Annotated in this window: 11 protein-coding genes; 5 read left to right on the top strand and 6 right to left on the bottom strand. The window is 60.8% G+C overall.

Translation table 11 applies throughout. The features are described from left to right. A complete protein-coding gene (locus AC6I7Z_RS14440; protein WP_497814728.1) occupies nt 1-369 on the bottom strand; it encodes an ArsC family reductase in 369 nt (122 codons plus the stop codon). Between the two features lie 381 nt (nt 370-750). Between AC6I7Z_RS14440 and ypfM the strand changes: the two genes are divergently transcribed. Further along, nucleotides 751-813: a protein YpfM gene (gene ypfM, locus AC6I7Z_RS14435; protein WP_143806259.1), complete on the top strand. Its 63-nt coding sequence runs from the start codon at nt 751-753 to the stop codon at nt 811-813. Between the two features lie 97 nt (nt 814-910). On the opposite strand, the gene acrD is transcribed toward ypfM, so the two are convergent. From acrD to narQ, 3 genes are all read right to left on the bottom strand, one after another. Next, entirely contained in the window at nt 911-4,027 is a 3,117-nt protein-coding gene (gene acrD / locus AC6I7Z_RS14430; protein WP_497814727.1) for a multidrug efflux RND transporter permease AcrD, read from the bottom strand. A 170-nt stretch (nt 4,028-4,197) separates the two neighbouring features. Continuing rightward, nucleotides 4,198-4,830: a response regulator gene (locus AC6I7Z_RS14425; protein WP_497814726.1), complete on the bottom strand. Its 633-nt coding sequence runs from the start codon at nt 4,828-4,830 to the stop codon at nt 4,198-4,200. 74 nt (nt 4,831-4,904) lie between these two features. Then, nucleotides 4,905-6,593: a nitrate/nitrite two-component system sensor histidine kinase NarQ gene (narQ, locus tag AC6I7Z_RS14420; protein ID WP_497814725.1), complete on the bottom strand. Its 1,689-nt coding sequence runs from the start codon at nt 6,591-6,593 to the stop codon at nt 4,905-4,907. A gap of 255 nt (nt 6,594-6,848) precedes the next feature. On the opposite strand from narQ, the gene AC6I7Z_RS14415 reads away from it, so the two are divergent. From AC6I7Z_RS14415 to AC6I7Z_RS14400, 4 genes are all read left to right on the top strand, one after another. Continuing rightward, on the top strand, nt 6,849-7,121 hold the full coding sequence (locus AC6I7Z_RS14415; RefSeq protein ID WP_033753779.1) for a YdgH/BhsA/McbA-like domain containing protein: 273 nt from the start codon (nt 6,849-6,851) through the stop codon (nt 7,119-7,121). Between the two features lie 274 nt (nt 7,122-7,395). Next, nucleotides 7,396-8,889 carry an L-asparagine permease gene (ansP, locus tag AC6I7Z_RS14410; protein WP_497814724.1) on the top strand — a complete coding sequence of 498 codons (1,494 nt, stop codon included), beginning with the start codon at nt 7,396-7,398 and terminating at the stop codon, nt 8,887-8,889. Between the two features lie 126 nt (nt 8,890-9,015). After that, a complete protein-coding gene (gene nudK / locus AC6I7Z_RS14405) occupies nt 9,016-9,594 on the top strand; it encodes a GDP-mannose pyrophosphatase NudK (protein WP_497814723.1) in 579 nt (192 codons plus the stop codon). 243 nt (nt 9,595-9,837) lie between these two features. Continuing rightward, nucleotides 9,838-10,899 carry a DUF1176 domain-containing protein gene (locus AC6I7Z_RS14400; RefSeq protein WP_497814722.1) on the top strand — a complete coding sequence of 354 codons (1,062 nt, stop codon included), beginning with the start codon at nt 9,838-9,840 and terminating at the stop codon, nt 10,897-10,899. Here the strand turns inward: AC6I7Z_RS14400 and ampH are convergent. Both ampH and tkt read right to left on the bottom strand, forming a co-directional pair. Then, complete coding sequence (ampH, locus tag AC6I7Z_RS14395; protein WP_497814721.1) at nt 10,896-12,065, bottom strand: D-alanyl-D-alanine-carboxypeptidase/endopeptidase AmpH; 1,170 nt, start codon at nt 12,063-12,065, stop codon at nt 10,896-10,898. The genes AC6I7Z_RS14400 and ampH overlap by 4 nt on opposite strands. 146 nt (nt 12,066-12,211) lie before the next feature. Continuing rightward, nucleotides 12,212-14,212: a transketolase gene (tkt, locus tag AC6I7Z_RS14390; RefSeq protein ID WP_497814720.1), complete on the bottom strand. Its 2,001-nt coding sequence runs from the start codon at nt 14,210-14,212 to the stop codon at nt 12,212-12,214. Between the last annotated feature and the right edge of the window lie 39 nt (nt 14,213-14,251).

The following is a 14,251-nucleotide window of genomic DNA, read 5'->3' as shown; positions in this document are numbered from 1 at the left end:
TTATGACTTCTCCTGGATAAACGCCTGGTAAGCGGCTTCGCTGAAGCCGACAAGCTGCGCGCCGTCTGGCGCGCGCAGTACGGGCCGCTTGATGACGGCGGGGTGCGCCAGCATCAGCGCCTTGGCGCTCTCTGCATCGATAACGGCGTCGCGTTCGGCATCCGTCAGCTTGCGCCAGGTGGTACCGCGGGTGTTAAGCAGCGTCTGATAGCCGGACCTGTCGATAAGCTGCGACAGCAGCGCATCGTTTAGCCCGCTGGCGCGGTAGTCATGGAATTCAACGTTGATGTCGGCGGCTTCTAAATAGCGGCGCGCTTTTTTTATGGTGTCGCAATTTTTTATGCCGTACATCACCCACTGCGCTGTCATCAGGATTCCTCGTCTGAAAATGAGGCGGTCAGTTTAACACAGAGAGCCGGGGTGCTAAGCGGTGTGAAAAGAAAAGCGGAGAAATAACTGGAACAAAATCATTAAGATTTGTCTTAGTAACCGCTTTCATTTTAAGGGTTATTGTCACGCGGTTTATCATGAGCCTGTTAAGAATTATCTTAGTGTTCATCCAGACCTGCTGGCCCGAATGTCTTCCCTGTTTCTTTTATGTTTATAACAGGTTGCTGAAATGTGCGTCAGCTAGCAGAACGAAAAGCTACAGTAATTAATCGACGCTGCCGATAGTGAAAACAGGTGTAACCGTATTCACATGGCGAAAATTTATGCGTAAAATCGTCAGCACAATAAGAGAGGGTTTATATGATTGACGCTGAAATGGGGAACTGGAAAGAATTCATCGCGGCGATGTTACGCAACAAGTAACGCGCGGCGGTAAAGGCAGGAAACGTCCCCCTTGCTCTGATTCCGACCACACATAGCAATAAGGCAGCCACTTCGGTGGCTGCCTTTACTTTTTCAGTCAGTCGTGCGGCTTCGCCTTTAGCGGGAAGCGCCGGCGCACCAGCACGAAGAACAGCGGCACAAAAAAGATCGCCAGCAGCGTGGCGGAGATCATGCCGCCCATCACGCCGGTGCCGACCGCGTGCTGGCTGCCGGAACCGGCGCCCGCGCTGATGGCCATCGGCAGCACGCCGAAGATAAAGGCCAGCGAGGTCATCAGGATCGGGCGCAGACGCTGACGCGACGCGGAGAGCGTCGCCCCGACCAGCTCGCCGCCTTTGCTGTTGATCTCGTTGGCGAATTCCACAATCAGTATGGCGTTCTTCGCCGACAGGCCCACCACCGTCAGCAGCCCCACCTGGAAGTAGACGTCGTTCTCCAGCCCGCGCAGCCAGGTAGCGACCAGCGCGCCAACGACGCCGAGCGGCACTACCAGCATCACCGAGAAGGGGATCGACCAGCTCTCATAGAGCGCCGCCAGGCAGAGAAATACCACCAGCAGCGAAATCGCGTAGAGCGCCGGCGCCTGCGAGCCAGACAGCCGCTCCTGATAAGAGGCGCCGGTCCACTGGAAGCCAACGCCGAGCGGCAGCTGCGCGACCAGGCGTTCCATGGCGTCCATCGCCGCGCCGCTGCTGACGCCCTGCGCCGCCTCGCCGACGATCTCGATTGACGAGTAGCCGTTATAGCGTTCCAGCCGCGGCGAGCCGGTCTCCCAGCGGCTGGTGGCGAAGGCGGAGAAGGGCACCATGCCGCCGCTGCTGTTGCGCACGTACCACTTATTGATGTCGTCCGGCAGCATGCGGAAAGCCGGCGCGGCCTGCACGTAGACCTTTTTCACGCGTCCGCGATCGAGGAAGTCGTTAACGTAGGTCGATCCCCAGGCGGTGGTGAGGGTGTCGTTGATCGTGTCGATCGAGACGCCCAGCGCCTGCGCTTTACGCTGATCGACATCGATCTGCAGCTGCGGGCTGTCGTCCAGGCCGTTGTGGCGCACGCGCGACAGCGCCGGATCCGCCGCCGCCATCTCCAGCAGCCTATCGCGCATCGCCATCAGCGAAGCGTGGCCGAGACCGGCGTGATCCTGCAGTTCCAGATCAAAACCAGAGGAGCTGCCCATGCCGGTAATCGCTGGCGGGCTGCTGGCGATAACGCGTCCCTCTTTGATGTCGCGGAAGGCTTTGGTGGCGCGCTCGATAATGGCGAAAGAGGTGCGATCCGCGCCGGAGCGCGCTTCCCAGTCTTTCAGCCTTACGAACAGGCGCGCCACGTTCTGACCGTTGCCGCCCGGCCCCGAGCCGATGGTGGAGAACACCGACAGCACATTCTCTTGCTCCTGGGTCATATAGTAGCGCTCAACCTTTGCCACCACGGCGGAGGTTTGCTGCAGCGTCGCGCCCGGAGGCAGCTGCACCTGCGTCAGAAAAACGCCGCGATCTTCAAGGGGCAGAAACGAGGTGGGCAGACGGATAAACAGAAACGCCATCAGGCCGATAATCGCGAGGTAGAGCAGCAGCCAGCGGCCGCCTTTGCGCAGAATGCGCGCGACGCCGCGCTCGTAGCGGTCGGCGTTGCGATTAAAGTGGCGGTTAAACCAGCCGAAAAAGCCGCGGCGGCCGTGATGTTCTCCCTGCGCCAGCGGCTTCAGCAGCGTGGCGCACAGGGCGGGCGTCAGGATCATCGCCACCAGCACCGACAGCACCATCGCCGAGACGATGGTAATAGAGAACTGACGGTAGATCGCGCCGACCGTGCCGCCGAAAAAGGCCATCGGCACGAAAACGGCCGACAGCACCAGCGCGATCCCCACCAGCGCGCCCTGAATTTGCCCCATCGACTTACGCGTCGCCGCGCGCGGCGAGAGGCCTTCTTCGCTCATAATGCGCTCGACGTTCTCCACCACTACGATGGCGTCGTCCACCAGCAGGCCGATCGCCAGCACCATGGCGAACATGGTGAGGGTATTGATGCTGAAGCCGCAGGCGTAGAGCACGGAAAAGGTGCCGAGCAGCACCACCGGCACGGCGATAGTCGGGATCAGCGTGGCGCGAAAATTCTGCATAAACAGATACATCACGCCGAACACCAGCACGATCGCTTCCAGCAGCGTTTTCACCACGTCGGTAATCGAGGCTTTGACGAAGGGCGTGGTTTCATAGGCGATTTTGGCTTCCAGCCCGTGCGGGAAAAAGTGCGACAGCTCATCCACGCGCTGGCGCACCAGCTTATCGGTGTTCATCTCGTTAGCGCCGGAGGCGAGCTTGATGCCCAGGCCCGACGCCGGCTGGCCGTTATAGCGGCTCAGATAGTCATATTTTTCCGCGCCCAGCGCCACCTGCGCCACGTCGCTTAGCGTCACCACCGAGCCGTCGGGATTGGTCTTCAGGGTAATGGCCTTGAACTGTTCCGGCGTCTGCAGCAGCGACTGGGCGTTAACCGTGGCGTTCAGCGCCTGCTTGTCGACCGAAGGCAGCCCGCCGACCTGACCGACGGCGACCTGCGCGTTTTGCGCCTCGATGGCGCTTACCACGTCGTCGGTGGTGAGCGAGTAGGCGATAAGCCTGGCGGGATCGAGCCAGATTCGCATCGCATACTGCGAGCCGTAGGCGTCAACCTGGCCGACGCCGTCGATGCGGCTCAGCGGATCCTGAATATTACTGGCGACATAGTCTGCAATATCCTGTTTATCCATACTACCGTCGGTGGAGACGAAAGCGATCATCAGGATATTGCTGTCGCCGGTTTTATTGACCGTCACGCCCTGCGACTGCACCGCCTGCGGCAGCTTGCGCAGCGCCGACTGCAGCTGGTTCTGCACCTGCTGGCGCGCTTCATCGGGATTGGTGCCGGCCGAGAAGGTGAGGGTGATCTGCGCCTGACCGGTATTGCTGCTGTTGGACGACATATACATCAGATTGTCGATGCCGGTCATGTTCTGCTCGATAACCTGCGTAACGGTGTTTTCCAGCGTTTCGGCCGAGGCGCCAGGATAGTTGGCGGTGATGCGCACATTCGGCGGCGCCAGATCGGGATATTGCTCAATGGGCAGGGAAATAATCGCCAGCGTGCCGCACAGGCTGATTAAAATCGCCAGCACCCAGGCAAAAACAGGGCGGTCGATGAAAAAATTCGACATCGAATCGACACTCCTCAGCAGCGTTTCGCTTTTATTATCTGAATGCGACCCGCGCGTTGCGCGGGTCGTGCGGGCAGGGAAAAGTCACTCTTTCGCCGAAACTTACTCTACGTGCTGCAAATTAGGAAATCGTGGAGAAATTGTGGAGAAAGTGTAAAACCCCCGTCAGGTCAGCTGTGGCGGTTTTCCAGCCACATCACGGTTGCGGCGACGCGCGAGCGCACGTCGAGTTTTTTCAGCAAATTGCGGATATGCACTTTTACCGTCTCTTCCGAGATATGCAGCGCGGCGGCGATCTCTTTATTCGACAGGCCGCGCGCCACCTCCTGCAGCACATCCCGCTCGCGCTCGGTGAGCTGGCGAAACGGACTGGCGCTGTGCTGGCGCGTGGCGAGATAATCGCGCACCGCGTCGCTGAAGATTTTTTCGCCGCTTGCCGCCTGCAGGATCTGGCCGGGCAGCAGTTCCGGATCGCTGTCTTTGAGCAGATAGCCGTCCGCGCCGGCGTCGACCATCGCGTCGATATCGCTGCGCGCATCCGACACGGTAAAGATCAAAATGCGCGAACTAATCCCTTCATGGCGCAGCGCCTTCAGCGTATCGAGGCCCGACATGCCTTTCATATTGAGATCGAGCAGAATGATATCCGGCGCGAGGCGGCGCGCCTCAGCCAGCGCTTCGGTGCCGTTGTTCGCTTCGGCAATGACGTCCAGCCGAGGCTCCAGCGCCAGCAGCTGGCGAATACCGCGGCGCATAAGCGGATGATCGTCCACTATCATGACCGTCAGCGTAGATTGTTGCATATTGACTCCCGGCGAAAACGCAAAAGCGCGTCTGAAAAGGTTAAAAAGAGGCGTTGCGCGTCAACGCGATGGTATTACGTCAGCGGCGCGGCGGAGCGCGGCGGAAAACGCAGGGCGACCTGCGTGCCGCGCGCCTGCGCCTGAATCTTCAGCTCGCCCGCCAGCCGTGCGGCGCGCTCCGACATGGTGGTCAGGCCGTAATGGCCCTGCGGCTCCTCGGTGCTGGCGATGCCCACGCCGTCGTCCGTTACCGTAAGTAAATGCTCACCTTCCGCATTGCGCTCATAGCGTACGCTGATGGTGGCGGCATCGGCGTGACGAATGGCGTTCAACACCGCCTCGCGCGCAATTTGCAGCAGATGAACCTGCTGCTGCGCATCCAGCGTTTCCAGCCCGGGCTGGAAGCTAAAACTAATTTTAGCCGTAACCTGCTCCTGCAACGAAGCGATCATCGCCTGCATCGCCGCCACCAGATCGGCCTGCTCAATGGTCAGGCGGAAGGTCGCCAGCAGTTCGCGCAGCTGGCGATAGGCGTCGGAAAGCGTGCGGTCGACGTCGGCGATAATGCTTTGCGCCTCCGCGCTGGAGGGGCCGAGCGTACGGCGCAGCAGCGTAAACTGAATACGCATAAAAGAGAGCGCCTGCGCCAGCGAATCGTGCAGCTCGCGGGCGATAGTGGCGCGCTCTTCGATCAACAGCATCTGCTGAACCTGCTTTTGCGTCTGCCAGATCCAGACAGCGCGCGACAGCATATTGCCCAGGCTCTGCATCAGCGCCTGGCGCGGCCGCGGCTGATCGCTTTGCCAGCGCAGCGCGCCGGCCTGTTCGTCGTCCTGCTGCAGCGTGACGCCGTGCCAGCTTAGCGCCGCGTCGCTTTCCCCGACGCTGAAGCGGCCATGCTCGCTCTCCAGCACCAGCGCGCGCAGGTTTTCGCGCTCGCGCACCTGCGCCATCACGCTTTCAAACAGCGCCGCATTGAGCGGTCGGGCGGTCAGCATCTGCGAGCTTTCATACAGCAGCGACAGCGTGCGGTTCGCTTCCTGTAAATCGCGCGTTTTCTCTTCTACCGCGCTGGCCAGCGCCTGATGGTGCGAATGCAGACGCGCCGCCATGGCGCTAAAAGTCTGCGCCAGCACCCGCAGTTCATTATTCTGCTCCACCACCAGTGGCGGAAAGGCGAAGTTGCCGCTTTCAACGTAGCGGCTGGCGGTGACCAGCGCGTTGAGCGGACGCACCACCTGACGACGGCTGAAGCGAATCGTGCCCAGCGCCAGCGCCACAATCAACACCACGCCCAGCAGGCTGCTGGCGGCCACCAGCTCCATCTTTCTTTCGCTGTAGCGCTGTAATCCCATCACAAAGCGATCGATCTCGCCGACGTAGTTCGCCACCTGCTGTTGATAGAGCGCTGCCTCGCCGCGCTGCAGCTGCTGCCGCAGCGCAGGCCAGGCGGTACGCAGATGGCGATAGCGGTTGACCACCTCCTGCGGCACCCAGGGACGATCAAGGTCGCGCAGCGCCGGTTTATTGAGCGTCTCTTCATATTCCAGCAGATGGTGCCGAAGCTGCTGTGGCGCGCTGGCGCTGTCCCAGGCCAGCCGATAACTCTGCATGCGCAGCGAACCCGCCAGGTTGACCGCCTCGGCGTCGCGCAGGCTGCTGGAGAGGGTCATCAGCGCCAGCCCGGTCGTCAGCAGCGCCAGCAGCACGATGGCGCTCAGCGCCTGGGCGATGCTGCGGGTTACGGAACGTTTCACAATCACGGCAATATCCCTGTTTTTGGTGCGGGCATTATAAAGGAGAGGGCAGCAAGCTGCCAGGTTCATACCAATTATCGACACGCCGGCTTACAGTCTGCACAAAAAATAAACTCTGTTGACATAACCCAGGAGAGCGTACGGCGTGGCGTTTAAAAAGCAGACAGGTTTACATCGGCCAGATGTAGGCTTTCATTACGGCGCTAATAATTCTAAGCACAATTAAACACGTCACCTGCAACCCCCTCGAAGGAGCATGCTATGAAAAAAGGTATTGTGATTCTGGCCGGCGCCCTGTTGGCAACCGCTTCGTTTACGACGCTGGCGGCCACGCCGGTCGATCAGGACCAGGCGCAGGGTCTGCAAAGCATCGGCAGCGTTTCCGTTTCGAACGCGCGCGGCTCGCTGGATGACGCGACGCGTCAGCTGTCGCAAAAAGCGGAAGAGATGGGCGCAAGCCACTACCGTGTTATCGGCGTCGAGAACCCGGGCGACTCCAGCCTGTGGCGCGGCACCGCAGAGATTTATCGCTAACCCTCAGCCATACCCTTCCATCCCTGTAGCACTTACCGGCCTGCCAATGGCCGGTTTTTTTGTGCAACAAACCCAATTATTACAAAACACTTTGTGCGTCTCGCCGGTATCTTTTGCTTCGTTCTCGCAGAACGGGTAGGATTCATCGCCGTAATTTCCCCTGCCTTTTTACTAATAACTCACAGGCAGATCACAGGGTCATTACCCCATTTCGCATGGCGTACGCAATCGTTTGTGATCGCCGTGATTGATGGTCAGGACAAACAGGAAGGCTATGAAATCTACAAAAAAAACCGCAGCCGAAATGCGTGCTGCGAAAAGACGCTGGCTGAACTCACATGACACCGGCTACCACAAGGCGATGGGCAATCGTCACGTTCAGATGATTGCCATCGGCGGCGCCATCGGCACCGGCTTATTCCTCGGCGCAGGCGGACGACTGCAGGCGGCGGGACCGGCGCTGGCGTTAATCTATCTGGTGTGCGGCATCTTCTCGTTCTTTATTCTGCGAGCGCTGGGCGAACTGGTGCTGCACCGTCCCTCCAGCGGCAGCTTCGTTTCTTACGCGCGCGAATTCCTCGGGGAAAAAGCCGCCTATGTCGCAGGCTGGATGTACTTCGTTAACTGGGCGATGACCGGCATCGTCGACATCACCGCCGTCGCGCTCTATATGCACTACTGGGGCGCGTTTGGCGATGTGCCGCAGTGGGTCTTCGCGCTCGGCGCGCTGGCCATTGTCGGCACCATGAACATGATCGGCGTGAAGTGGTTCGCCGAGATGGAGTTCTGGTTCGCGCTGGTGAAAGTGCTGGCGATCGCCATCTTCCTGGTCGTGGGCGTGGTGTTTCTCGGCACCGGCAAACCGCTGGACGGCAACGCCACCGGCTTCCACTTAGTGACCGACAACGGCGGCCTGTTCCCGCACGGTCTGCTGCCGGCGCTGGTGCTGGTGCAGGGCGTGGTGTTCGCTTTCGCGTCTATCGAACTGGTGGGCACCGCCGCAGGCGAGTGTAAAGATCCCGCCACCATGCTGCCGAAAGCGATCAACAGCGTGATCTGGCGTATCGGTCTGTTTTACGTGGGGTCGGTGGTGCTGCTGGTGCTGCTGCTGCCGTGGAACGCCTATCAGGCGGGCCAGAGCCCGTTCGTGACCTTCTTCTCGAAGCTGGGCGTGCCTTACGTTGGCAGCATCATGAACATCGTGGTGCTGAGCGCGGCGCTCTCCAGTCTGAACTCCGGCCTCTACTCCACCGGCCGTATTCTGCGTTCGATGGCGATGGGCGGTTCGGCGCCGAAGTTCATGGCGAAAATGAACGGCCAGCAGGTGCCTTACGCCGGTATTCTGGTCACCATCGCGGTCTACGTCATCGGCGTGGTGCTCAACTACTACGTGCCTTCGCAGGTCTTCGAGATCGTGCTGAACGTCGCGTCGCTGGGTATTATCGCCTCATGGGGCTTTATCGTGATCTGCCAGATGCGCCTGCGCAAAGCGATCAAGGAAGGCAAAGCGGACGACGTCAGCTTTAAGCTGCCGGGCGCGCCGGTCACCTCCTGGCTGACGCTGCTGTTCCTGCTGAGCGTGCTGGTGCTGATGGCGTTCGATTACCCGAACGGCACCTACACCATCGCTGCTATCCCGGTTCTGGCGGTGATTCTGGTGCTGGGCTGGTTCGGCGTGCGCAAGCGCGTGGCCGCTGTCGCGCAGACCGAGCACGATCACCTGCACGACGACAAGCCGCACGCGCTGGCGGATGACGCCGCGCGCTAAGCGCAAGCATCCATGCTGAAAAGCCTGCCTGCTAACGGCAGGCTTTTTTTATTCCCGCCGCTTATAGTTTTCGCGCGCGCTTCCCCCTATGATGGCAGGCTCCCGCAAATCGGCAGTGGAGCCATCATGTCGTTCAAGATCAATATCATCAAAGACAAACTTCTCTCCGAAAACTATTTTATCCTGCGCAACTTCACCTACGAACTCGCCACCCAACGCGGCGAGGTGGTGCGCCACAAGCGCGAAGTGTATGACCGCGGCAACGGCGCCACCATCCTGCTCTATAACCGCGAGAAAAACAGCGTCGTGCTGACCCGCCAGTTTCGAATCGCCACCTACGTCAACGGCAACGCCAGCGGCATGCTGATCGAGGCCTGCGCCGGGCTGCTGGATAACGACACCCCGGAAGTCTGCATTCGCAAAGAGGCGATCGAAGAGACGGGCTATGCGGTGGGCGAGGTAGAAAAACTCTATGAAGCCTATATGTCGCCGGGCGGCGTCACCGAGCTGATTCATTTCTTCGCCGCCGAATATAACGAATCGCTGCGCGATAACGCCGGCGGCGGCGTCGAGGATGAGGATATCGACGTGCTGGAGATTCCGTTCCCGGAGGCGCTGACGATGGTGAAAGATGGCCGTATCCGCGATGGCAAAACCATTATGCTGCTGCAGCATGCCCAGCTGGCGGGCTGGCTGAAGGCCTGACGAAAGGGACGACGCGCGCGGCAGGGCGATGCGTCGCCGCGCATTGTCCGATAAATCCGATTGAGATAAACCCGTGCGCTCCCGATGATGAAAAAGGTGATTTCTGTGGCGCCGTATCGCATTATCGTATGCTTTTTCAGCAGTTAAGTGCGCTTTCCGGACGTGGTCACAGTTTAGGTCCACCTGATGTCCGGCCGTTGCGCTATCATCTCCACTCTGAGATTTTGGGGACCGTTTTTCCTGATGCCGACCTGGACGAAGTCACTGCTGGTATTGCCATTCTTTTTCATTGCCTGCGCTAAAGCCGATCCACTGCAAAAGTCGTTTTCCGACTGGCAGGTGACCTGCAATAACGTCGCGTTCTGCGTGGCGCGCAATATACCTGGCGACAAAGGACTGGTAATGACTATCGCGCGCCATGCCGGCGTCAACGATCGCCCGCTGCTGCGTATCGATTACGGCAGCGCCTACAGCGGCGAGCTGCCCGGCGCGCCGCTACAGGATAATTTACTGCTCGATCAGCGCCGTCTGCGTCCCGACTTCAAACACTGGACGGTTGAGCCGCACCACCTCGCCACCAGCAACGCTATCGCCATTGACGAATTTCTCGCGCAAATCCTCGACGCGGACGCGATCCAGCTTACCTATAATGGCCAGGCGGCTATTTCACTGCATGGACTGAAAGCGGCGCTGCTGCTGGTGGATGACGTGCAGGGCAGGGTCAACGGCATGAGCGCGTGGATTAAACGCGGTTCGCGCGCGCTGTGGGATGTGCCGCCCCAGCCGCCGCTGCCGCCGCTGCCCGATATGGGCGCGCCGCCTGCCGCGCTGACGCGCGAGGAAACCAGCGGACTGCTTGATTACGGCACCTGGCGGCTTAACAGCGACGCCTGCTCGCTCGACCCGATGCGGCGCGAAGTCAACGTCGCGCCGCTGACCGACAGCAAAGCGCTGCTGATGGTGAGCTGCGAGATGGGCGCCTATAACGTGATCGATCTGGCGTTCGAAGTGACGCGCGCCGCGCCCTATGTCGCACGCGGCATCACCCTGACGCTGCCGTTTACGCCGCCGCGCGGCGAGCGCCAGCTGGAGCTGATCAACGCCGACTATGACGCCAGCACCGGCCAGCTTTACACCTTCAGCAAAGGACGCGGGCTGGGCGACTGCGGCTCCGCCACGCGCTGGCGCTTTAACGGCACCGACTTCACGCTGGCGGAATATGCCGAAGAGTCTACCTGCGACGCCTGGCACAGCAGCGACGACTGGCCGACCCTGTGGGTCTCCCAGCCGCCGCCCGCGCCCTAGCGAATCGCCTGCACCATCATCGGCGAGCCGTTCTGGTTGCCGACCAGCTCCGCCAGCATATCGTTGACGCCGTCGCTCATGGCGGTAAAGCGCGTCAGCGGTGAGCGGGTGATCACCACAAATACCCCGACGTTATGCTGCGGCACCATCGCCATATAGGTGATGAATCCGCCGCCGCCGCCGGTTTTCTGAATAATGCCGGGGCGACCGTTTTTCGGCCCCATATAGACCCAGCCCATGCCAATCGCGTCGGCTCTGCCCGGCACATCCATGCCTTCTACTTTCGCCAGCTGATCGCGGCGATAGATCAGCGTCTGCATACGGTCTACCTGCGGCGAACGCGGGCTGATGGCCGAGTCGAGGAACTGCTGCATCCAGCGGCCCATATCGTCCGGCGTCGAGTAGACGCCGCCGCTGCCGATAGCGGCCAGCGTGTTATTGCAGGGGCTGGCGCCTTTCTCCGCCACCATCAGGCGATCGCACTGCTCAGGCGAGGGCGTAAAGGTGGTGTCTTTCATGCCGAGCGGGCGGGTAATCAGCTGCTGGAGCAGCGCCGGATAGGGCATGCCGGCGGCGCGCGCCAGCGCATCTCCCAGCAGGTCATAGCCCAGATTCGAATAGGACGCGTCGGTGCCTGGCGCGGCTTTCAGCTTCGCGCCGGCCAGCCACTGCCAGCGGTCGCCGCGCGTCGGCCAGACAAACACCGGGCGATGCGGCTTACCGCCGGGCTGCTCGCGCGGCAGGCCGCTGGTGTGGGTCGAGAGATTGATCAGGCGAATCGGCTGCCCGGCGTAGCTCGGCACGCGCGCGCCCGCCGGCGCATATTTGCTCAGCGGATCGTCAAGGCGAATTTGCCCGCGCTCCGCCATCTTCACCATCACTTCGCTGGTCAGCAGCTTGCTGAGCGAGGCGATGCGGATCAGGGAATCTTTCTGCGGCCGCACGTTATTACCGGGACGCGTTTCGCCAAAGCTGGCGAAAACGCGCTGGTTGCCGTCGATAGCGACCAGCGCCATGCCGGTGGCGCCGCTGCCGTAAAAAATGTGTTCAGCGTAGCGATCGACGATTTGGGATGAGAGCAGCGGATCGGGCGCGATCTGCGCCTTGCCTGCGAATGGCATCAGCGAAACCATTAAGGCGAGTAACCAGGGTGTACGTTTTTTCAACGGAAAAGCATCCAGCGAGAGGAATAAGGGAAAGATCCTATAGTAATGGGTTTACGCAAGCGGTGAAGGGGGCCAAGAGGATTTTTTTCTGTTTCAGGCTATGAGAGAGAGTGGCCCTTCCCGCAGAAAGGGAAGGGCCAGAAGCATTACGCTGGCTTGAGTAACGACTCCGCCTGCGCCACGACGTTTTCCACCGTGAAGCCGAAGGCAGGGAAGAGTTTGCCTGCCGGCGCGGATTCGCCGAAGGTGGTCATGCCGACGATTTTGCCGTCAATGCCGACATATTTGTACCAGTAGTCGGCAATGCCCGCCTCAACGGCGACGCGCGCGCGCACCGTCGACGGCAGCACCGATTCGCGATAGGCGATATCCTGCTTGTCGAACACGTCGGTGCTCGGCAGCGACACCACGCGCACTTTGTGGCCGTCGGCGGTCAGCTTCTCCGCCGCGCCCAGCGTGATCTCCACTTCGGAACCGGTGGCAATCAGGATGATATCCGGCGTGCCGTCGCTCTCTTTCAGCACGTAGCCGCCGCGCGCGATATTCTCAACCTGCGCCGCGCTACGCTCCGGCTGCAACAGGTTCTGGCGCGACAGGATCAGCGCGGTCGGGCCGTGATGGCGCTCAATCGCCGCTTTCCACGCCACCGCCGTCTCGACCTGGTCGCAGGGGCGCCAGGTGCTGAAGTTCGGCGTCAGGCGCAGGCTGGCGAGCTGTTCGACCGGCTGGTGCGTCGGGCCGTCTTCGCCGAGGCCGATAGAGTCATGGGTATAGACCATAATCTGCCGCGCTTTCATCAGCGCCGCCATACGCGCCGCGTTGCGCGCATACTCCACGAACATCAGGAAGGTGGCGGTGTAGGGCACGAAACCGCCGTGATGGGCGATGCCGTTGGCGATGGCGGTCATACCGAACTCGCGCACGCCGTAGTGAATGTAGTTGCCCGCCGGATCTTCTTTAATCGGCTTCGAACCTGACCAGATGGTAAGGTTGCTCGGCGCAAGGTCCGCCGATCCGCCCAGCAGCTCCGGCAGCAGCGAGCCAAGGTGCTCCAGCGTATTTTGCGACGCTTTGCGGCTGGCGATCTTCTGCGGATTGGCCTGCAGGTCGGTAATGAACTTGTGGGTTTCGCTCTCCCACGTCGACGGCATTTCGCCGTTCATGCGGCGCTGGTACTCTTCAGCCAGCTCCGGATGCGCCTGCTTATAGGCGGCCAGCTTGTCGTTCCAGGCGCGCTCGCGTTCGGCGCCTGCCTCTTTGGCGTCCCACTGCTGATAGATCTCCTGCGGGATTTCAAACGGCGGCGAGGTCCAGCCCAGCTCTTTACGCGCCAGCGCCACTTCCGCGTCGCCCAGCGCCGCGCCGTGCGACTCCTCTTTACCGGCTTTGTTCGGCGAACCGAAACCGATAACGGTGCGGCAGATAATCAGCGACGGCTTGTCGGTGACGCTCTGCGCCTCTTTAATCGCGCGGCTCACCGCCTCGGCGTCGTGGCCGTCGATCTCGCCGACGACGTGCCAGTTGTAGGCTTCGAAACGCTTATGGGTGTCGTCGGTAAACCAGCCTTCGGTTTCACCGTCGATAGAGATGCCGTTATGGTCATAGAAGCCGATGAGTTTTCCGAGGCCGAGCGTGCCGGCCAGCGAGCAGACTTCGTGGGAGATCCCCTCCATCAGGCAGCCGTCGCCCATAAACACATAGGTAAAGTGGTCGACGATATCGTGGCCCGGACGGTTGAACTGCGCGCCCAGCGTGCGTTCGGCGATCGCCAGACCCACGGCGTTGGCCAGCCCCTGGCCCAGCGGACCGGTGGTGGTTTCGACGCCCGGCGTGTAGCCGATTTCCGGGTGGCCCGGCGTTTTAGAGTGCAGCTGACGGAAGTTCTTCAGCTCTTCCATCGGCAGATCGTAGCCGGTGAGGTGCAGCAGGCTATAGAGCAGCATCGAGCCGTGGCCGTTGGAAAGAATAAAACGGTCGCGGTCTGCCCATGCGGGATTAGTCGGGTTGTGTTTCAGGTAGTCGCGCCACAGCACTTCGGCGATGTCCGCCATGCCCATCGGCATGCCCGGGTGACCTGAGTTCGCTTTCTGTACCGCATCCATACTTAACGCACGAATCGCGTTCGCCAGCTCTCTGCGTGATGACATAGGGTTCTCCCTTCGTTGAGCGGAAGTGCGGGCGGGAAA

The organism is Pantoea sp. X-Soil-MYKO-1289 (assembly GCF_059730625.1).
Note: the sequence above shows the minus strand (reverse complement) of the source record. Positions and strands in the feature narration are given on the sequence as shown.